The organism is Alicyclobacillus sp. ALC3 (assembly GCF_028751195.1).
GTDB lineage: Bacteria > Bacillota > Bacilli > Alicyclobacillales > Alicyclobacillaceae > Alicyclobacillus_L.
The window spans coordinates 411,800-431,497 of the sequence record NZ_CP066784.1 but is presented as its reverse complement, the minus strand read 5'-3'; the positions used below and the strand labels follow the sequence as shown (position 1 = coordinate 431,497).

The window sequence follows — 19,698 nt, the reverse complement described above, 5'->3', positions numbered from 1 at the left end:
GAATGCGCGAACTTCTCGCCACTCAGTGGCGCCCCGCAATGATGGCCGCCAATTACCGCGGCGGATTGGTGCCATTTCGCTGGTTGGTACAGCGGTGCGGCAATGCGGCAATGCGGCAATGCGGCAATGCTTGGGGGGATTGGCCAAGTGTCGATTTCGATCACATAGCACGGCCGGGAGCCCCGCGAAGTGTCGATTTCGATCACATAGGACGGCCGGGAGCCTGCGAAGTGTCGATTTCGATCACATAGGACGGCCGAGAGCCCCGCGAAGTGTCGATTTCGATCACATAGCACGGCCGGGAGCCCCGCGACGTGTCGGTTTCGATCACATAGGGTGGCCGGGAGCCCCGCGAAGTGTCGATTTCGATCACATAGGGTGGTCGGGAGCCCCGGAAAGTGTCGATTTCGATCACATAGGGTGGTCGCGAGCCCCGCGAAGTGTCGATTTCGATCACATAGGGTGGTCGCGAGCCCCGCGAAGTGTCGATTTCGATCACATAGGCTGGCCGGGAGCCCCGCGAAATGTCGATTTCGATCACATAGCGTGGCTGAGACGGCATCGAAGTGTCGATTTCGATCACATAGGGTGGCCGGGAGCCCCGCGAAGTGTCGGTTTCGATCACATAGCGCGGCCGCGAGCCCCGCGAAGTGTCGGTTTCGATCACATAGCACGGCCGGGAGCCCAGCGAAGTGTCGATTTCGATCACATAGCGCGGCCGGGAGCCCCGCGAAATGTCGATTTCGATCACATAGCGTGGCAGAGACCTCTGCGAAGTGTCGATTTCGATCACATAGGGTGGCCGGGAGCCCCGCGAAATGTCAATTTCGATCACATAGCGTGGCCGAGACGCTGGTGTGGCCGAGACGCTGGTGTGGCCGAGACGCTGGTGTGGCCGAGACGCTGGTGTGGCCGAGACGCTGGTGTGGCCGAGACGCTGGTGTGGCCGAGACGCTGGTGTGGCCGAGACGCTGGTGTGGCCGAGACGCTGGTGTGGCCGAGACGCTGTCACACGTCGAGCGCGCATTTGTGGAACTGCGGCAATCGATGCAGTCGATCGCGTCGATGTTATTTCAGACTGCGGGTCACCCGGACAAGTCTGTGCGGTGTATTGTAGAAGCAGCGGCGATTTCCCTGCCTCCCGCTAAAGCCATGCCCGTGGCGTGGATTTTACATGAACACTGTCTCCATCACGCATGTGAACGTTTGACGACTGGTTTGGTCCGAGTGGGTGCAATTTGCAGTGGCAAAGAACTGCAGATTGTGGTAAAAGACAATGGACAGGGTTGGGACCGCGTCACCAGCGAAGACTCGTTGGGCAGTTGGATTATCGAAACCCTGGTGACAGGTGATTTGACCGGCCGCAGTAACTACGCAGTGGACCGCGGGCCGCGTGGTATTGTTTGCTTCCCGTTCACTAGCAGCGCCGCGAACTGAATACAGGCAGATGATCCCGTACGTGAGAGCGTACCACGCGGTACCACCGATGGGGCAATGCGCGGCCACCTCAAACCGTGCAAAATCTCTCAGGTTCAATAGCGTCGGGGAATGCCACTCTGGAAAAGCCCGTACCGGTCTAGGAAGCCCGTACCGGGCTACCGACGGGGTAACTGCAGGCAACGTTTCGCTTGCAGAGGAACTCTCAGGTCAACCGACAGAGACATGCGAGGGGTACGCCGCCTGCATGTCTTTTTCTTGTGCATGAACAGCGGTGTCAGAAGGCGCACGCAGTTGGGAGACCATTGAGAGGGGAGTGCCGGCGTGTCATTTACAAGCATTCGTGAGTTAGTAGGATTGGCGGAGACACGTGGATTACGCATCTGCGACTTGATGATTGAAGTCGAGTCCGAGCAGTCCGGATTGCCGCGTGCAGAGATTTTGGCACACATGCACAGCCAATTTGATGTGATGGAAGCGGCTGTGCGAAAAGGAACGAGCGAACCTGTTCGGTCACGCACGGGGTTGACCGGCGGAGACGCTTTTCGCGTCCATCAAAGAGCACAAGAGGAAACCGGTTTCCTCGGATCGCGTCCACACCGCGCGATGGCGTACGCTCTGGCCGTTTCGGAAGTCAACGCGGCCATGGGGCGCATCGTAGCGACTCCTACGGCCGGGTCAGCCGGCATTTTGCCAGGTGTCCTCATGTCAGTGCTCGACGAAGGCCGATACAGCCGTAATGACGTCGTGAGTGCGCTGTTTACGGCAGCTGCGCTTGGGCTCGTGATCGCGAATGCAGCCTCAATCTCCGGAGCAGCGGGCGGGTGTCAGGCTGAGGTCGGATCTGCCACAGCCATGGCAGCCGGGGCCTTGGTTGAACTAGCTGGGGGAACGCCGATTCAGGTCGGGAACGCCGTGGGCTTGGCGCTCAAAAACTCGCTTGGTTTAGTCTGTGATCCCGTTGCAGGTCTCGTCGAACTTCCCTGTATCGTCCGCAACGGTTTACACGCGGTAACGGCTTTAGCTGCGGCTGACATGGCTCTAGCCGGGGTTCCGTCCATCATTCCGCCAGACGAAGTGATTTCTGCGATGAACAGCATCGGTCACGCGCTGCCGGACGAATTGCGTGAAACGGGGATTGGCGGTTTAGCGGGAACTCCAACGGGTCAGTCATTGAAGGAGTTGATCTTCGCGTCCAACCCAAACGCACCGGTTGTTGCTGGGACAACGCCTTGCCGGACAGAGCCAAGTGTTCCGGGGGTCACAGTGGGGAGCAGTGGCGCATGAAGTACCACAGCGCGTTCGAGATCATCGGTCCAGCCATGGTCGGCCCATCAAGCTCTCACACTGCAGGCGCCGTTCGGATCGGCAACGTAGCGAGACAGATACTCGGCGAAGTCCCAGTGCACGCTGATTTCATGTTGACGGGATCTTTTGCCGAGACGTATCGCGGCCACGGAACGGACGTGGCACTGCTCGCTGGAATTCTCGGCCTCACTACCGCAGATGAGCGTGTGCCTGACGCCCCCCAACTTGCGAGCGATGTAGGGCTCAGCTATCAGTTTCGTACGGGGTCACTTGGCTTCTACCACCCGAATACCGTGTCGGTCTCACTGCGCGGCGCGACTAGTGCGACGTCGCTCATCGCCAGTTCTTTTGGCGGTGGGAAGATAGAAGTCCAAGAACTCGAAGGACTACCGGTGCGCTTGTCCGGAGAACGGCCGACACTCGTGCTTTACCACCGTGACAACAAAGGGTTTCTGGCGGCCGTCTCGCAGACTTTGCACAGCAACGGGTACAACATCGTGCGCTTGAACCTCGAGCGGCAATCTCGCGGCGGTGAGGCAATTACGGCAGTAGAGGTTGATGACGATGTAGACAGTGCGCTCCCGTCACAGTTAAAGGCGAACATTCCAGGGTTGCGAGAAGTCCGGACTGTGCACACCTTGTAGTTGCTACTTGTAGGAATCGACAAGCGCAAATCAGGCAGGATGAGTGGCGGTCTCATCCTGCCTTTTGTTGTGCCTGCGGGGTTTTGTGTTCCGCTCGAAAGGAGGGCTGTACGGTGGTGGCGGTGTTGGGCGATTTTGGTGTCCGCCGCAGGCACATTGCTAGTCTATGAAGCCGCACGTTTCTAGTAACGGACAGATGTGGAAGTTTGAAATCGGGAGACTTTGGCATAGCTGACGGCTGATGTTTGTCCAATCACTTTCAGACTAGATACATAGGTTACAAGAACAAACGGAGGTGATGAATATGCCAAAGGAGAGCGACCTCGCCAAGGAACTGCAGCAAATCCGAGAAGCGAAAACTCGCCAGTTCAGCCAAGGAACAAAGGGAGCGAGTGAAGCGGCCATGTCTGTGAAATCACTGATTGCGTCCGTTGTGACCGAGTTCGTCGAGGCGGACGAGGCACTGACCATCCAGTCAGCCCCGGCTGCTTCCTACTTCATTGCGCTAGGGCTCGCATTCGTCTGCAGAGTTGAAGTTGCTACGACGAACACGAATGGTTCTGTGTCAATCACTGGCGATCCGAATTTCGCGCAATTCTACTCCTTTGACCCAGACGCTATCGACAAGGCCGCCTTGCGGCGTCAGGTCAAGGACGGTCTACTCGCATGGTACAAGAGTTGCTTTTCGTAGGTTGATAGACTCAAACCTACACTAGTTGCGAGATCGACAAATAGGATATAGCAAACTCGCAAGGAGGGAGGGAACGAGACATGCCGTACTACAACAATCTTGCGATTCTCTGTCGACTAGCTCCGGGTTCGCCAGTATCCATCTGGATTGACCACAGTGGGTTTATCACCACCTACTTCCAGTTCACGAACGATCACCAGGCGGCGTTCTCCGGTGGTTCTCTGGGCGGCGGACTGACGTATATCAACGTCAATCAGCTCGTCGCTGTCAAGGTCGGGGCCTAACTACTTCGTTTGGCTTCACAAAGCAATTTCGACAGAAGGGAGAGTATCAGACATGCCCTACTACAACACCTTTGCCATTCTTTGCAGACTGGCTCCTGGTTCGCCGGTGTCCATCTGGTTTGACAGCAGTGGTTTTGTCTCAACCTACTTCCAGTTCAGCAACGGACAGCAAGCGGCGTTTTCCGGTGGCGGCTTGGGTGGCGGGCTGACCTATATCAATGTCTATCAACTCGTCGCCGTCAAGGTTGGTCATTAACCCCTTCGAGACTATCTGGATGAGAATGGGCTGCCCAAAGGCACATGCCTGCAGACAGCCCATTCTCATGCACAACACAATACGACTCTACTCCACGATGCCTATCGACAGTCCAGCGATGACTTTCGGCTCCGTTGACGGAGCGTCACCCGTGCCGTCCACCCGAATAAGGTCAATGCGCTCCACTCCTGGAAAACGCGTTCGTTCATTTCCTGATTCTGCGGACCCTTGAAGCGGCTCCACGTATAGAGTGATCCCGCCCATCTGTGTGGAAAATGAATTCGCCCCTTTCAAAAGGCGATGTTCAGGGGATACATCATCTGTGGAAAAGTACTCGTTCCACCCATTCACCCACGCCTCCATTTCGCGAGTGACAATGTGTACGCCTGCCAGTTGATAAGGCTGCTGGGCAGGCATTGCTCCCGTCTGTCGTAAATTGAATGCGCGTGTCGAGTCGTCGTGTTCCCATTCGATCACGAACGGCAGCACGGCCTCAGCTCTTGCGATTTCACTGCCATCGAAGCTGCGTGGGAACAGCATTCTCCAACGCACGGTAGTTCCGTCCGGGCGATTGCGACTGGCGTCGACTGGACCGATGAAAGCAAGCCCACGTTTTTGCCAGGAACGCGCCAGTCGGTCCATCTCGTTTGTGCGAATTGCGAACAAACTGCCACCCTCGCCAAAACTCAGGCGCAGTTGCGCGAGACGCCCGAAGGCCGAAGTCGCTGCTTTAGCTGCGTCTCTGACGCCGAGCCACTCAATGTAAGACAGGCCAAGATAGCACAGCGCGTTGTACGTGCCCCAGGCGCTATGTTCGCCGCCTGGCACAGTGTGCAGACTGAACTCTTGTTCAAAGACCTCGCGAACCAATTTGGGGTCATGTACGACGTGCACGATGTGGTCGAATGTCACATCTATACGTGTCACAGACCCTTCAGCCACGGGCCAGAACCTGTTTGAGACTGGCTTCTGTGATACTTCCATGCGAAGTGTCCCAAACGGCCGCTTGGTTCTGTACCAGGATAACCTGGGGGGACTGGTGGCGGACATGCAGGTCGCTCGCAACCTGATTGGAAACTGGTCGCGATTCGATGACCTTCACCACGACATAATCAGTGTGAGCGTTTGGGGTCCCACCGAGATATTCTATAAATTCCCTAAAAGCGCGAGCGCTAATGGGACAAGTCGTGCTATGCTTAAATACTAGGGCGGGTCGCTCGTTTGACTTTTGCAGCACCTGTTGCCACTCATTGAGGCTTGTTACTTCTCTGTACTGAAGCATCTGTAAGTCCTCCTTCCGCTTTGGCTGGCTTCACACCTCAGTATACCAGCAGCGGCAGCCGCAGCGGGTGGACAAGCGCATTCGATCGGCCTCCTAGATTCAGCGGCGTGCACACGGTTAGGTCCCGGCATATGGTGTTACAACCGGTGCCGACGCGGGAAAGGGGTCTCATTATGTGGGGAAAATTCGCAACAAAAGTTGTCCACTTGCCTGACACTAGGGGAGAATCGGAAGTGCTTGGTTCCATCACTCCACCGATCTTTCAGACCTCCACGTTCGTATTTGAATCTGCCGAACAAGGCGGGCGACGCTTTGCAGGGGAAGAAAACGGTTACATCTACAGCCGGTTGGGGAACCCGACGACCAATCTGCTCGAAGAAGCTGTCGCGGACCTCGAAGGTGGGGAGGCTGGAGTCGCGTTTGCGAGCGGAATGGCAGCCATTTCGGCAGTCCTTGTCGCGCTTGTCAAGACAGGTGACCACATCCTTGTTTCGCGCGGCGTCTACGGCTGCACCTATGGGTTACTTGACATGCTGCACGAGCGCTTTGGCGTAGAGTACACAATGTCCGATTTAGGTGCCGAAGACGCCGTTCGCGCTGTCGTCAAGCCGAACACAAAGGTGATCTATATTGAGACGCCGATTAACCCTACCATGGAATTGGTGGATCTCGCTGCATGCAGTCGGGTGGCGCGTGAAATTGGCGCCACGGTCGTGGTCGACAACACCTTTGCCACGCCTGTTTTGCAGCGCCCGATTGAATGGGGGGCGGACGTCGTCGTGCACAGCGCAACGAAGTACCTGGGCGGACACGGCGATGTCATCTTGGGTGTCGCGGTTGGCCCACGTGAACTGATGTCGACCATACGACTCACGACGCAGAAGGACATCGGCGGGGTTGCGGCCCCGTTTAACGCATGGCTGGTGTTACGAGGCATGAAAACGCTCGAACTTCGGATGCAGCGACATAACGAGACGGGGCTTGCAATAGCCGAACGGTTGTCCCAGGACGCCGCTGTCGAGCATGTCTATTATCCAGGGTTGAAGAGCTTTCCGCAGCGGGAGTTGTATTTGCGGCAGATGTCTGGGGCCGGAGGTGTAATCGGCTTCATTTTAAAAGGTGGATACGAGGCTGGCGTGCAGTTTATGAACCGACTTCAGCTCTGCAAGCGAGCGGTGTCGCTCGGGGAGGTGCACACGTTAGTGCAGCACCCAGCCAGCATGACGCATTCGCCCGTTCCGCGGGAGGTGCGCGAGTCGATGGGTATCTCCGACGGACTGGTGCGGTTGGCGGTAGGGATTGAAGATGTGGAAGACATCTGGAACGACATTGAACAGGCACTGGCTATCACAGCGAAATAGTAGCGGAGCACACAAACTAGCTAGCGAGCGATAGAGAATGGCACAAGCGGGTCTGCACGCGACGGCGTGAGCAGGCCCGCTTTTGTTTAGAGTGGTGTTAGTCTTCTGCAGCTTTGAGCGCAATTTCACTAGCTCGTTGCAACGCTGCGTTTAGAATTTCAGTGCCAAACGCAGGGTTCCACTCGTGCCACAGTTCGTCGCTCACCGCAAGTACGTTTGCTACTTCTACGTCGCGAAACTCACCGACAGCGTACATCGCGGACGTCTCCATATCGACACCGAGCACACCCGCCTCGCGGTGCTGAGTGATATCTGCCACCGACTCGCGGTAGATCGCGTCAGTCGTCCAGTGCGGCCCTACAACTGCGGAGAGTCCCAGTCCAACAGCGCTCTGTGCGACGCGATTTCGCAGCGATGGGTGTGCAGCTACGGTCGCATCCGACGGAACGTAGTGTCGTGACGTGCCTTCGTCGCGCACACAGACGTCGGGGATGAGGATGGTGCCGACACGATTGTCGGGCTGTAGACTGCCCGCAGCGCCGACACCGATGAATCTTCTCGCTCCGCACGCAATCAGTTCTTCCATGACGGCAATTGTGCCTGGTGCGCCTATCGGACACTGGATGACCGTGACTGGTGTGCGGGTCTCACCAAAGACTCCCGACCGGGCATTTGGAAACGGCGCAGAGGTCAGCGGTTTTCCGTCTATGGCTGACGTGATCAGTGAAAAGACGCTGCGAAACCATGTGATAATGACGGTTGGTGCGACCCCCATCTCCTCAATCGGTACACCGGTCAGGCGGACGTGATAGTCCATGTACATCTGCGGTGTGAACCGCATAGCCTCTGTGGCAGAAGGGACAGTCATGCAGGCTCCTCCGTTTCGCGCGACAGCGCAGTGGTTCTCTGCATCATAGCAGGAATAAGGATAGATCGGCCAGAATATCACGACCTTGACAAGTGACGGAGGGAATGAATGTGATTGGAGTCGAGGAGTACATACAGCGCGAACGATGGGTGTGATGTGCGTTCGTGAACAGCGTGGATATTGACTCTGTATTCGGCCAGCCATACTTTCTCAAGTACTTTACGTCGCGCATCTTGTCGTCGATGTCCTTTTAGATGCTGTTCGTGGCCATTGGCTGGCAGATGTACGCTGTTACACACAGCGCCTTCAGTCTCGGCTTCCAGCCGTTGGGGCACTGCTGGTTTGCGATGCGCGGGCGTGTGAACGCTGTGAACTCGCTGTTTATCGGCACATCAGATCCGTTCTCTGTCCGAGAGCTAGCGCGCTCCCTTTTGCATCGGAGGAGCGCGCCAGGCTTGAGATCAGCGGTTACAAGTGCTTGGCGAGCCAGGCGTGGACCTCGGGTATACGGTTCGCGTACATGGTCATGTGACCGTCCTCCGGGTTCAAATGCGCTTCTGCCTGCGGGATGTGGTGCGCCAGCCACTGGCCGTGCGCGAACGGCGCCATCAGGTCCTGCTGTCCGTGCCAGATTTGAAGTGGGACGCGGATGGCGGCGGGGTCAAAGCCCCACGGTCGCGTGAACGCCAGGTCGTCGTCAATCCAGCCGTACATGCCGTGATGGATGGCGTCTAGCATGCACTGGGCCATCTCGACGCCAATTTCCGTCTGCTCGACCAAGGCGCGGTCGACATCGCTGAGAATGGACTCGACACCCTTTGCGAGATCAGTCGCACCAGCGCCTTGCAACGCTTCTTGCTCCTTACGCACGAATGCCGTGATTTTCTCCTCGCCGTCAAGCGCGGCTGTAAACTCCACGACATTCTTCTCGCCCATACTTTGGAGGAAGTCGATGCCCTCAGCTGTGTATGGCACAATCCCGGAGATTGACGCTGCAGCCACGACTCTGTCTGGCAGGAGCGCTGCACAGGCCAAAACGTGCGGCCCGCCGCCCGAAATTCCCCAGGTGGCAAACTTGTCGATGCCGAGCTTGTCGGCCAACGCGGCCGTGTCCCATGCAGCCGCTGCCACGGTGCGCCCGCCATCACGCGTGGAATTTCCGTAGCCAGGTCGCCCGTATGAGATGAGGCGGAGTCCTCGCCGCGCAGCATCCTCGGCATTGTCGCGAAACAGGTAGGCTCCCATCGGTGTGCCATTGTGCGCGATCACGGCCGGCCCGTTCGGGTCTCCCGCCTCTACGACTTCGAGTGTCCGCCCATTTGCTAGGGTAACAGTGTAATGCCGCTCATCGGTCATCGTAAATTGCCTCCTCGAAGTAGGTGGATAAGGTCGTCTACGACGATGATAGTGCATTGGTCCGACGGCGTGTTTACGTTTTGCATAGTCTTTCGCTGATTCTGATGAATGTAATAAACTCACGGAATTCGCAGTTCACGTGGCATGCTGTGGTAGACTCATCGCAAAGGGGTGAGGCCTCGTGTCCGAACAAAGTCCGACCAAGTTTTATGTCGAATTTATTGACCTAAAAGAGGTGCCTGTCCTCGAGACTCATTATCACGACCTGTTGGAGCGGGAAATTGGGTCTGTCGAGGCACTCGAGGCATGGCTTCAATCCGAACAGGAGCTTCACAACGCAATTCTTGAAGCCATGCTTGGACATCAGATTGAGTTTGTCTGTGACACGGCAGATGCACAGAAGCGCGATACGTACATGCATGACCAGACCGTTGTACAACCGGTGATGTTGAAATTTGAGGCCGAGCTCGACAAAAAGTTTTGTAACTCTCCGTTCATGGAGCAGCTTGATGAGCGCAGGTACGGACTGATCAGACGGCAAAGGCTGGCGAAGGTCCAGTTGTTTCGAGCAGAAAACATCCCGCTGACGGTCCGCGAGCAAGAACTCGTGGCAAAGTACAATGAGCTCATGGGTGGGCTGACGGTGGAATGGGAAGGTGAAAGTCAACCTTACCCATTCATGATGCCACTCTTGGATGCTCCTGACAGAGGCATTCGGGAACGAGCATGGCGCGCAGGGGCAGATGCCCGCGAGCGAATGAAAAGCCAAATGGATGAAATCCTCAACGAGTTGGTCTCACTTCGGCACCAGATGGCGACAAACGCTGGGTTTGAGAACTATCGAGACTACATGTTTGAAGCGAAGAGCCGCGAGTACACCGTCGAAGACTGCTACGCGTATCATCGGGCAACGGAGACGTACCTTGTGCCTGCGCTGAACAGGCTGAATGAAGCCCTCCAACGCGAACTCGGTCTGGACACCTTTCGTCCTTGGGACGTCAACGCGAAGCAGTTGCAAGGAGCTCCGTTTTCCACCGCAGGCGAGTTAATGGACGGCGTATACGAGATGCTGCAGCAGACGGACCAGGCGTTTGCCGACCGATTCCAGCACATGCGGGAGAACGGCCTGCTCGACTTGGAAGTTCGACCTGGCAAGGGACCCGGCGGGTTCTGCGCGCCCCTCCCGCTCTCTCGTGACGCGTTCATCTTCGCCAACTTCAGCCCCTCCTTCTTCGCAGTCATTGCCCTTCTTCACGAGATGGGACACGCGTTAAACTTTTACGCGCAGCTTGAAAATGACGGCTTTCGCGACGAGAACTTCCGCTCCGAAATTGCGGAACTGTACTCGCACAGCATGGAACTGCTGTTGTCCGACAAGTTGCAACGCTTCTATCCAGAGGAGCGGTCGTTCCGTGTTGCACGGCGTGAGGTGCTGCGTCGGGGAATGACCATGCTGACGGGCCCTCTCGCTGGCGACGTATTTCAACACTGGCTGTATACGCACCCCAACCACACTGTGGAGGAGCGGGACCGGAAGTACACTGAGGTCATGAAGAGGTTTATGCTGAACTCGGTGGACATTTCGGACGTCGAGTCTGGCATTGCCTCGAATTGGTTTTCGGAACCACACATCTTGGCGTACCCATTTTACAATATCGAGTACTCCATGTCTGAGTTGGGTGCCTTGCAGCTTTTCGAGATCTACCGAACAGACCCGAACCGGGCAATAGACCTCTACAAGCAAGGTGAGGCGGCAAGCTACGAGCGACCCATCGCGGAGGTCTATCAGGTGACTGGGGTCGAGTTCGACTTCACGGAACCTGTGATTCGGCGCGTAGCCCTTTTTTTGGAGCAGGTCATTGGTGAATTTCATTAACCTTATACGGACGGCCCGCCAGTTCGGCGGGCCTGGTTGTTGGTGCAACGCGTGAATGCTCAGCCATGGTAGCGCCGAGCGACCACTAAGAGAGACTGGGGGGGACGTCTGTGTTTCATATCGTCGCGCTGGTTGTGGCGGGGGCGTTTTATGTCGGTTACGGGATTTACTGTTTTGCTGAGTCTCAGTACCGTCGCGTGTGGCGCATCGGGCTCTTTCTTCTTGGCGGCGCCGTGCTCGCGTACTACGAAGTGCACATGCAGTGGTATTGGCTGGCACTCGGCGTCGCACTGGTGCTGGCAGGAACAGTCCAACGGTTGCTTGCTGCAGATCAAAAGTAGCGAGTCAGAACCGTGGGTAAATTGACAACCTCGGTTCGAATTCCGGCTGAAATCGGTAAAGTTTCGCAGGCCGAGCGGAGTAGTCGGAGGAAGTCTTTGGCGTCCCGTTTTCGTCAAGCACTTCTTCCAACAGCCCGTCCCGGGATTTCGTTTTTACGAGGTCGCGCGCAAAGTTCGTAGTCGTGGGTGCATAGGACGGCACAATCACAGAGATGACTTGGTGCAACTGCGTGATCGTAAATTCCTCGGGCAATAGAGTTTTGGCTACTGTTGTGGTCATCACCTTTGATTCGACGAAGCGGAGAGCGTCAGAGATAATCTCGCCGTGGTCGAATGCCAGATCGGTTCTCGTCAGAGCCACTGAACCGTCCTGTGATTCGCACACGAAGTCCTCGTCTTGTGTCCTCCTGATGCGGAACAACTGCGCGTCCCTTGCGTCGCCGCCCGCGTGCAGGTTGGCGAGCAAGGCTTCTTCCACGAGTGCGACGTAGGCCACCGTTGGAGTTGGACCGCGCTCGTCGCGTTCGAACGTGTAGTACGTCTTCATCTGCTCGAGGTGGATAGTACGTGAGAGACTGCCCTCGGGTCCCGACTCGGTCGTAGTCGTGGCATCGAGGTTTGTCTCCTCTTTGAGTTCACGCCGCGCTGCCTCGTCCAACGTCTCGGTTCGGAGCTTTGTGAACCCCCCGGGGAGAGACCACTTGCCCTTTTCAGGTTTCTGCAAGCGTTGCACTAAAACCAACGCCAAGTAGCGATTTGGGTATGACCTTAGGCTTCGTCTATCGACAGACGTCGTGGTGGCAGAGCGTTGCTCGGTTGCTACGGTGAACACGCACATGTCGACAGGCAGCCCTTCCAACTTCAGAAACGCTTTCTTTTGCTTGTTCGATTTTGCAGCCATGAAGCACCTCCTCACCGATTCACGGTACTTCTCATTCTTTGAATGTAGCAAATCGGACACAGATGAGCAATCAATTTGACCTGCTCATTAAAAAATATTCATAACGAATATTATATATCTATAATGAGGGCAGAGTATCGTTCGGTCCGAACCTGACATTTGAGGACTTGTAGCAAGAGGAGGGCGGCGATTGAGAAACAACCGTAACAGAGGTCCCGTGTCTGTTGTCATCGCGCTAGGTTTGGCGCTGGTGCTGTCGAGTTATGTGGCCCCTTTGTTCGTTTCGTTACATACGACTGTCCTCTGGACAGACACCTGGCGGTTCGTGCGCTTGGTCGGGTGGATTCTCATCGCCGTCGGCGTAATTCGCACCGGGATTCTGAGGCAGCGCGCACAGAAAGTCGTCAAGGCGAAGGCAGTCGCTGGGTTGCGAGGTGAGATGGAAACCGCGCGAGTACTGACCCGACTTGGCGCACAGTATCGGGTGTTCAATCGCATTTACGTGTATCACGGCGGTCGGCGCCAAGAGTTTGACCACATCGTCGTGGGGCCGAACGGCGTGTTCCACGTCGAATCAAAGAATTGGGCGGGGGTCATCGAAGTCTCCGATGGCGGTGTGGGCCGCAGCGTGGATGGCGGACATCACGACGCCGCCGAACAGATGCGCCGGCACCACGCCCTGTTGAGGGCTCTGCTCTACGATCACGGTCTTAAACCGCCAATCGTAGGCATTCTCTGTTTCACCAACCGACATGCGCAAGTGTACGGACACCACAGCGCATTTGAGTATGTGCGCGTCAATGAACTGACAAGCGCAATTTCAACACACCAGGTAAAACAGCGATTGGACAAGCGGTCGATTGACAACGTAGTGCGATTAATTACACAGAACAGTGAGATACACGAGGTGTAGACACAGTAGTTTGGGAAGCTAACTCGGAAAAGTTGTTAAAGTTTCGCTGGATCAACTGCCAATAATTTTGCAATGAACCGATGATAGACTCCGTGTTAGCCTGACCTCGGACGCCGAATCCTGCACAAGCAGGTACGGGGGAACGAAACACCGGTGCAAATTTCATGTGCACCTTGGGGTGAAAGATAACGAGGGCCATCCTTCGGCCCGAACCCGACAACTAACCTCGGAGGCGTAAGGAGGATAAAATGAATAAGAAGTTGATACGCTCACTCGTTGTGGGAGTTTCGATGTTAGCAATCCCTGTCGCTCCGGCCTTTGCGGCGACGACGCAGAGTACGGTGGCGGTGAACCACGCGGTCTATCTGCGTACCGACCCGAACTTCTACTCAGCGCGGGTCGCTCTTGAAACGACAGGCACTAATTTGAAACTTGACGCGGGCAGCACGTACTCATTCTGGCACGTGACAGATTCACATGGCCGAACAGGTTACGTGGACCGCAGCGCATACTACACCGCGCTTGTGTCTACAGCTGCGACGACGACGGGTGCGTCTGCTACTCAGGCGTCACGCGGGGGCACTGCCGCTCCAGTTTCCAGCGGCAATACCGTCTCGACACAGCTGCCGCCAGGGGTGCGGTACGACGCTTCCGTGCACGCAATTGCGCCACCGAACTCCACCAACCAGCAGAAGTTCAATGCCATACTGCAAGTCGCAGAGGCTCAGCTTGGAACGCCCTATGTTTGGGGGACAAGCAAAGACCGTGGTCAGAACAGCTTCGACTGTTCAAACTTCACAGCGTACGTGTATCACCACGCGCTCGGCTATAGTATGAGCGGTGCTTCGCAGACTCAGTATCACTCCGTAGGTTGGCCCGTTCCGAAGTCCGCTATGCAGCCAGGTGACCTGTTGGTCTTTGACCAGGGGGGACACGTCGGCATCTACATTGGCAACGGCGAAATGATTCAGGAAGGCGGCGGGCTCGGCAAAGTCGGTTATTTGAAAGTGTCTCCCGGATCGTACTGGTACAATCACCTCACTGTTGTGAAGCAGATGTATCAGTAAGGCGGCACTTTGGACAAATGGCGTGGCCCGAACTGGAGCATGTCCAGTGCGGGCCCTTGTTTCATTTGCGCTGCTGCGACCGACGCTATCAACTCGGAATCTCTCAATTACCTGCGTTTCCACTCGTTTCATAGTGAATCAGGTTAGCTGCCGTGTTAGCCTGAAATGGTGACGCCGAATCCTGCTCATTAGGTACGGGGGAATGAAAGACCGGTGCAAATTCCATGTGCACCTTGGGGTGAAAGATTGCGAGGGCCAACCTTCGGCCCGAACCCGACAACTAACCCCGGAGGCGCAAGGAGGAGTACATGAATAAGAAGCTGATTGGCTCATTCATTGTGGGGGCATCGCTGCTCGCTATGCCGTTTGCAACGGCCTTCGCAGCGACGACACAACACACGGTGGCAATCAAACACGCCGTTTGGATGCGCGTCGGTCCGCACCTCTATTCAAGGAAAATCTCCCTCGAAGGCGCGGGCGCGAGATTGAAACTCGATCCCGGCAGCACCCGGTACTTTTGGCACGTCACAGACGCGCATGGTCAGACAGGCTATGTGTCACGGGGTGCCTACTATACGAAAGAAGTGTTCGCAGCGAACACGCCAGCGAGCAGCTCAGCTTTGTCCAGTTCAGGAATCCAGGTTCCCTATGCGAACACTGTCGATACAGTGTTGCCGCCAGGTGTGACATACCAGCCATCCGTGCGTCCACTCGCACCGCGCAACGATACGAACCAACAGAAGTTTGATGCCATTCTGAAGGTCGCCAAAGCGCAGCTTGGCACACCGTATGTGTGGGGGACAAGCAAGGACCGTGGTCAAGACAGTTTTGACTGTTCGAACTTCACGGCCTATGTCTATCACCATGCACTTGGTTACAAGATGAGTGGTGCATCGCAGACGCAGTATCACAAGATCGGTTGGCCAGTTGCGAAGTCCGCCATGCGACCAGGTGACCTTTTGGTGTTTGATCACGGTGGACACGTCGGGATCTACATCGGCAACGGTCGGATGATTGAGGAAGGCGGCGGTCTGCACAAAGTCGGGTATCTTAAAGTATCGCCGGGCTCGTACTGGTACAAGCACTTGACGGTTGTCAAGCGCATGTATGAATAGAGAACTCGCGTGTTCTGCAATGGGCTGTCCCGTTAGGCTTCGTAAGCCTAGTGGGACAGCCCATTACACATACAAGAACCCTTAGAGACCAGATGGCTTGACGAGTGCGTCCCTCACTCGGTGGGCGCATTCAGTCAGTGCCTCCTTTGCACGTGGTACCCACGCGCCAAAGTTGGCAAACCCATGGATGAGGTCTTCGAAATTGTGATATTCCACCGCAACCCCAGCACTGCGCAGGGCTTCCGCGTAGGCGAGCCCGCAGTCGCGCAGGGGGTCGTAGCCAGAGGTCGCCACGAACGCAGGCGGTAACTCGGCTAAGTCGTGGCTTTCGAGAGGGGCAAAGTGAGGGTTGTGTTGGTCCTCGTCTGAGCGCTGATACTGTTCTCCGAACCAACGGATGAGGTCGGCAGTCAGGAAATACCCTGTGCCATTTTCGATCACGGACGGGTCTTCTTCTGTGACTCCTGTAACCGGATAAAGCAGTAACTGGTAAACAATCTGTGGACCACCACGTTCTTTGGCGATGAGGCAAGTGACTGCCGCGAGATTGCCGCCTGCGCTGTCACCAGCGACCGCAATGCGCTTTGTGTCCACGCCAAGTTCGTCAGCGTGCGCAACAATGTAAGCTAGCGCGTCGTAGGCGTCTTCGACCGGTTCTGGAAACTTGTGTTCAGGGGCGAGTCGGTACTCGACAGAGATGACTGCACAAGTGCTTTCCTTGGCCAGGGTGCTGCACACCCAATTGAACAATTCGAGGTCACCGTAGACAAACCCACCACCGTGGTAGTAGACAATCGTCGGCAAACACGCGTCACCAGCTTCGTTCGGGACGTACAAGCGAGCTCGCAAAGTCCGTCCGGTGAGCGGGAGTTCAAGGTCACGCACCAGGGCAAGGTCTACGGGTGGTTCAGGAGGGTGCGGTTGATTCCGGAATGTGTCCGGCGTCAAACGCTCCGTAGGCACTTGCGGCAGTGAGTTGAGTTGGTGTAACACCATCTGCATGGTAGGGTCAAGCGACATCAGGCGGTCCCCCCTGTTTACCACTGTCTGGTCATGGTCTTGAAAGCATAACAAGGTGTCACTGCGTGTCGTACTCGTATGATGTCGGGTACAGGCGCAATCCCGGGTTTTTCTCCGTCACCCAGCGCAGAGAGAAATCATCCGCAAATAACATCACGAGGCGGTCAGCTGTATCCTCAACGACCATACACGAGGCTGGGTCGTAGTTAATGTCTCTGGGATCGATCGGAGATAACCATCTGGCGTACTGATAGGGAAAGTGCGATAACTGTGGCGCAGCACCATATTCGGATTTGAGTCGATACTCGAACACCTCAAACTGGAGCCGACCGACGACGCCGACAATCAGGTCGCCAGTGCGGTTGGTCATCCTGAACAGTTGGATGGCGCCTTCTTCACTTAACTGTTGCAAACCCTTTTGGAACTGCTTGTGTTTTAGCGTATCGGCGCTTGTGACGCGGGCGAAGTGTTCAGGTGAGAATGCTGGGACGGGCTCGAATGAAAAGCGTCCAGATTCACAGAGCGTGTCGCCGATTTGGAACAAGCCTGGGTCGTGCAGTCCGATGATGTCGCCAGGGTAGGCTTCCTCGACAGTGTTCCGGTCTTGGCCAAAGAACATTTGCGACTGCGTCAAATTGATTTTGCGGTCAAGCCGCACGTGGGTGACCGTCATACCGCGTTCAAAATGCCCAGAACAAACACGCAAGAACGCAACGCGATCGCGGTGAGCCGGATTCATATTGGCCTGGATTTTGAAGATAAACCCTGCGAATGGCGCGTCGGTGTCGACAGGTCGTCCATCGACTGTCTTGCGCGGAGTTGGGGCGGGCGCCATCTGCGCAAAGTCCCGCAGAAACGTCTCGACGCCAAACTGCGTAATGGCGCTGCCAAAGTAGACCGGTGTCAATTCCCCTTTTGCGACGAGGTCGCGGCGAAACTCGTCTCCGGCAACATCGAGTAACATGACTTCTTCAGACAACTGTTCGGCTGCGACGTCGCCAATAAGCTTTGCTACAGTGGCGTCCTCAACCCCTTCTGTCCTGAATTTCGCGGGTTTCTCCTGACGACCCCGGAATTGTTCAAATTCATGTGTCAGGCGGTGATAGACGCCTTGAAAGGTGCCGCCCATACCGACCGGCCAAGTCACCGGATAGGACTGAATGCCAAGAACATCCTCAAGTTCTTTCAGTAGGTCGAGCGGGTCGCGCCCTTCTCGGTCCAATTTGTTGATAAACGTATAAATTGGAATGTGCCGCATCCGACAGACCTGAAACAACTTAATAGTCTGCGGCTCGACGCCTTTCGCCGCGTCGATCAACATCACGACGCTGTCCGCAGCTGTCAATGTGCGGTATGTGTCGTCGCTGAAGTCTTCGTGACCTGGGGTATCGAGGATGTTCATGTGAAAGTCGTGATATGTGAACTGCAAGACAGTTGAAGTCACGGAAATACCGCGCTGTTTTTCGATCTCCATCCAGTCTGAACGAGCGGCTCGCCGCGTTGCTTTTCCCTTTACGACTCCAGCTTCGCGAATTGCGCCGCCAAGGAGCAGCAACGCCTCGGTCAGGGTTGTCTTGCCGGCGTCGGGGTGCGAGATGATTGCAAATGTTCGTCGCCGGGTGGTCTCTTGCTGAATTGTGGCCTCCGTAACAGGCATCTGTAATGTCCTTTCTCATCCAATGTGGTTGAGTTGATGATGGGCCCCATGCCATGCAGGGTCCGGTAGTTCGGTCGGATTATTCTATGCTTTCGTTTGAAACACCGCGCGTAGTTCGCTTGCCGCTTCCTCCGGGTTCTTCAGCGACAACGCCTCGTTATGCAACACTTTGAAGTAGTTGTTGTCACTCGTGCCAAGCAGGCCAAGCGTGGTCCGAGGTACAACGCGAACGTGTACAGAGTAGGCGTTCGAGACGTCAGGGGCGCCAAACGCCGCAAGGTTGAACGCGGTAAAGTTTTGGCTGTCAAAGTACGCGAAGACCGGGAGCAAACCGTCTGCAAGTGCGGCCCATTCACCGGCTTCAACGTCTACCAAACGGCTCTTGCCAGGCAACACACCGATGATGTCAATCTGTCCTTGAGGGGCAAACGCAACTGTCCAGTGTACCTTGCCGTGACCTGTGGTGCCGACACTGCGTTCCTGCCGGCGCTCCTCTTCAGCGACAAGTACGTCGTAAAAATTCTCGTCGGTCGACTCCCTGTACAACTGGGCTGCCGAGTACGAGGTGCGCTGGTAGTTGGTTGCCTCGGGGGAAGCGACAATCTGGAGATGAGGGTGAATGATGCTCCCACCCGCAACCGGCATATAGTTCCAGTTAATTGACTGCCAGACGCTTTCAGGGTCATGCGCCAGTACAGCCCTGAGGTAGGCCTGTGCGTTGAGAAAGCCGTCCGTTAGCATGGGAGCAGTAAACTCTTCCAGTTGCACATAGTGTTGTCCTGAAAAGATGCCGACGGCGGAATGCCGATCATACGGGAACATGTTTGGGAAGATGATCGACGCACCCCGGTGAAAGCGCCCCTCTGGAGTGATCGCTTCCGGAAAACGTGGTGTCACTCGTTCAACCTTGTCCGGACAAAACGGGCAGAACTCGGCGGTTTGGGCGGCCATTTGCGCGTGGTTCGCACGCGGGAGGTCATCGATCGGATAGTAGAGGATCCGAGCGGATTGGCCCGTGAGCGGGTCGTAGCGAACTTCGGCCTTGCGTGAAAACGGCGCCCAATCGTGCGTCGGATCATAAAACTGCATGTCCTCGACTTCCATCCGAAATGGAATGCTCACAGGGATTCCCTCCGCTCGCTTGTTCGTTGTGAACCTGTACGTGTTCAGTTTACCACTTCGCGTCTAGGCAGGAGCGCCGGTTTCACAGAGGGTGGGGAAACTGGATGAGCATCTGGCAGCGCCTATTTCACCTTCAATTGTGCAATCCCAAAACGTACAGGGTGGCTTTTCACCAATCTTTGGCCATAATATATAACGC

General features: G+C 56.0%; 21 protein-coding genes and 3 riboswitches. Of the genes, 12 read left to right on the top strand and 9 right to left on the bottom strand.

From position 1 onward, the window contains the following. Nucleotides 1–202 precede the first annotated feature (202 nt). On the bottom strand, nucleotides 203–835 hold the full coding sequence (locus JC200_RS02030) for a hypothetical protein (RefSeq protein WP_274434517.1): 633 nt from the start codon (nucleotides 833–835) through the stop codon (nucleotides 203–205). Nucleotides 836–891: 56 nt separating this feature from the next. Here JC200_RS02030 and JC200_RS02025 point away from each other — a divergent pair, with 56 nt between their 5' ends. The 6 genes from JC200_RS02025 to JC200_RS02000 all read left to right on the top strand — a co-directional run bounded on the left by JC200_RS02025 (nucleotide 892) and on the right by JC200_RS02000 (nucleotide 4,620). Next, complete coding sequence (locus JC200_RS02025; protein ID WP_274434516.1) at nucleotides 892–1,437, top strand: sensor histidine kinase family protein; 546 nt, start codon at nucleotides 892–894, stop codon at nucleotides 1,435–1,437. 11 nt (nucleotides 1,438–1,448) lie between these two features. Further along, nucleotides 1,449–1,551: riboswitch (glycine riboswitch) on the top strand. 210 nt (nucleotides 1,552–1,761) lie between these two features. Next, nucleotides 1,762–2,724 (top strand): L-serine ammonia-lyase, iron-sulfur-dependent, subunit alpha, encoded by a 963-nt coding sequence (sdaAA, locus tag JC200_RS02020; RefSeq protein WP_274434515.1) that lies wholly within the window; start codon nucleotides 1,762–1,764, stop codon nucleotides 2,722–2,724. Then, nucleotides 2,721–3,389, top strand: a complete 669-nt coding sequence (gene sdaAB, locus JC200_RS02015) for an L-serine ammonia-lyase, iron-sulfur-dependent subunit beta (RefSeq protein ID WP_274434514.1) — start codon at nucleotides 2,721–2,723, stop codon at nucleotides 3,387–3,389. The genes sdaAA and sdaAB overlap by 4 nt, the downstream gene beginning before the upstream one ends. A 304-nt stretch (nucleotides 3,390–3,693) precedes the next feature. Next, on the top strand, nucleotides 3,694–4,080 hold the full coding sequence (locus tag JC200_RS02010) for a PIN domain-containing protein (protein WP_274434513.1): 387 nt from the start codon (nucleotides 3,694–3,696) through the stop codon (nucleotides 4,078–4,080). An 80-nt stretch (nucleotides 4,081–4,160) separates the two neighbouring features. After that, complete coding sequence (locus JC200_RS02005; RefSeq protein WP_274434512.1) at nucleotides 4,161–4,364, top strand: hypothetical protein; 204 nt, start codon at nucleotides 4,161–4,163, stop codon at nucleotides 4,362–4,364. 52 nt (nucleotides 4,365–4,416) lie between these two features. Further along, nucleotides 4,417–4,620, top strand: coding sequence for a hypothetical protein (locus tag JC200_RS02000; protein ID WP_274434511.1), 204 nt, complete (start codon nucleotides 4,417–4,419; stop codon nucleotides 4,618–4,620). 87 nt (nucleotides 4,621–4,707) lie between these two features. Here JC200_RS02000 and JC200_RS01995 read toward each other — a convergent pair whose 3' ends face one another. Next, nucleotides 4,708–5,562 (bottom strand): VOC family protein, encoded by an 855-nt coding sequence (locus tag JC200_RS01995; RefSeq protein WP_274434510.1) that lies wholly within the window; start codon nucleotides 5,560–5,562, stop codon nucleotides 4,708–4,710. After that, complete coding sequence (gene ytxJ, locus JC200_RS01990) at nucleotides 5,555–5,902, bottom strand: bacillithiol system redox-active protein YtxJ (RefSeq protein ID WP_274434509.1); 348 nt, start codon at nucleotides 5,900–5,902, stop codon at nucleotides 5,555–5,557. The genes JC200_RS01995 and ytxJ overlap by 8 nt, the downstream gene beginning before the upstream one ends. A gap of 173 nt (nucleotides 5,903–6,075) precedes the next feature. Between ytxJ and megL the strand changes: the two genes are divergently transcribed. Continuing rightward, nucleotides 6,076–7,263, top strand: a complete 1,188-nt coding sequence (gene megL / locus JC200_RS01985) for a methionine gamma-lyase (RefSeq protein WP_274434508.1) — start codon at nucleotides 6,076–6,078, stop codon at nucleotides 7,261–7,263. A 97-nt stretch (nucleotides 7,264–7,360) separates the two neighbouring features. Here the strand turns inward: megL and JC200_RS01980 are convergent, their stop codons facing one another. Together JC200_RS01980 and JC200_RS01975 are read right to left on the bottom strand one after the other, a co-directional pair. Further along, entirely contained in the window at nucleotides 7,361–8,131 is a 771-nt protein-coding gene (locus tag JC200_RS01980) for a nucleoside phosphorylase (RefSeq protein ID WP_274434507.1), read from the bottom strand. A gap of 468 nt (nucleotides 8,132–8,599) precedes the next feature. Next, nucleotides 8,600–9,487, bottom strand: coding sequence for an alpha/beta fold hydrolase (locus JC200_RS01975; RefSeq protein ID WP_274434506.1), 888 nt, complete (start codon nucleotides 9,485–9,487; stop codon nucleotides 8,600–8,602). 181 nt (nucleotides 9,488–9,668) lie between these two features. Here JC200_RS01975 and JC200_RS01970 point away from each other — a divergent pair, with 181 nt between their 5' ends. After that, a complete protein-coding gene (locus tag JC200_RS01970; protein ID WP_274434505.1) occupies nucleotides 9,669–11,363 on the top strand; it encodes a M3 family oligoendopeptidase in 1,695 nt (564 codons plus the stop codon). 110 nt (nucleotides 11,364–11,473) lie between these two features. After that, on the top strand, nucleotides 11,474–11,704 hold the full coding sequence (locus tag JC200_RS01965) for a hypothetical protein (RefSeq protein ID WP_274434504.1): 231 nt from the start codon (nucleotides 11,474–11,476) through the stop codon (nucleotides 11,702–11,704). A 4-nt stretch (nucleotides 11,705–11,708) separates the two neighbouring features. On the opposite strand, the gene JC200_RS01960 is transcribed toward JC200_RS01965, so the two are convergent. After that, entirely contained in the window at nucleotides 11,709–12,605 is an 897-nt protein-coding gene (locus tag JC200_RS01960; protein ID WP_274434503.1) for an NUDIX hydrolase, read from the bottom strand. 190 nt (nucleotides 12,606–12,795) lie between these two features. On the opposite strand from JC200_RS01960, the gene JC200_RS01955 reads away from it, so the two are divergent. From JC200_RS01955 to JC200_RS01945, 3 genes are all read left to right on the top strand, one after another. Next, nucleotides 12,796–13,518 (top strand): nuclease-related domain-containing protein, encoded by a 723-nt coding sequence (locus JC200_RS01955; protein WP_274434502.1) that lies wholly within the window; start codon nucleotides 12,796–12,798, stop codon nucleotides 13,516–13,518. A gap of 101 nt (nucleotides 13,519–13,619) precedes the next feature. Continuing rightward, a riboswitch (cyclic di-AMP (ydaO/yuaA leader) is annotated at nucleotides 13,620–13,767 on the top strand. Beyond that, the gene (locus JC200_RS01950) at nucleotides 13,767–14,585 is read left to right on the top strand and encodes a C40 family peptidase (RefSeq protein ID WP_274434501.1); all 819 of its coding nucleotides are present in this window, start codon (nucleotides 13,767–13,769) and stop codon (nucleotides 14,583–14,585) included. It overlaps the preceding riboswitch by 1 nt. A 162-nt stretch (nucleotides 14,586–14,747) precedes the next feature. Further along, nucleotides 14,748–14,895: riboswitch (cyclic di-AMP (ydaO/yuaA leader) on the top strand. Then, a complete protein-coding gene (locus JC200_RS01945) occupies nucleotides 14,894–15,700 on the top strand; it encodes a C40 family peptidase (protein WP_274434500.1) in 807 nt (268 codons plus the stop codon). Its footprint overlaps the riboswitch before it by 2 nt. An 81-nt stretch (nucleotides 15,701–15,781) precedes the next feature. Here the strand turns inward: JC200_RS01945 and JC200_RS01940 are convergent, their stop codons facing one another. The 3 genes from JC200_RS01940 to JC200_RS01930 form a co-directional block, all read right to left on the bottom strand. Next, entirely contained in the window at nucleotides 15,782–16,720 is a 939-nt protein-coding gene (locus tag JC200_RS01940) for an alpha/beta hydrolase (protein WP_274434499.1), read from the bottom strand. A 58-nt stretch (nucleotides 16,721–16,778) separates the two neighbouring features. Further along, nucleotides 16,779–18,377 carry a peptide chain release factor 3 gene (locus JC200_RS01935; protein ID WP_274434498.1) on the bottom strand — a complete coding sequence of 533 codons (1,599 nt, stop codon included), beginning with the start codon at nucleotides 18,375–18,377 and terminating at the stop codon, nucleotides 16,779–16,781. Between the two features lie 84 nt (nucleotides 18,378–18,461). Then, nucleotides 18,462–19,499, bottom strand: coding sequence for a hypothetical protein (locus tag JC200_RS01930; RefSeq protein WP_274434497.1), 1,038 nt, complete (start codon nucleotides 19,497–19,499; stop codon nucleotides 18,462–18,464). Nucleotides 19,500–19,698: the final 199 nt, after the last annotated feature.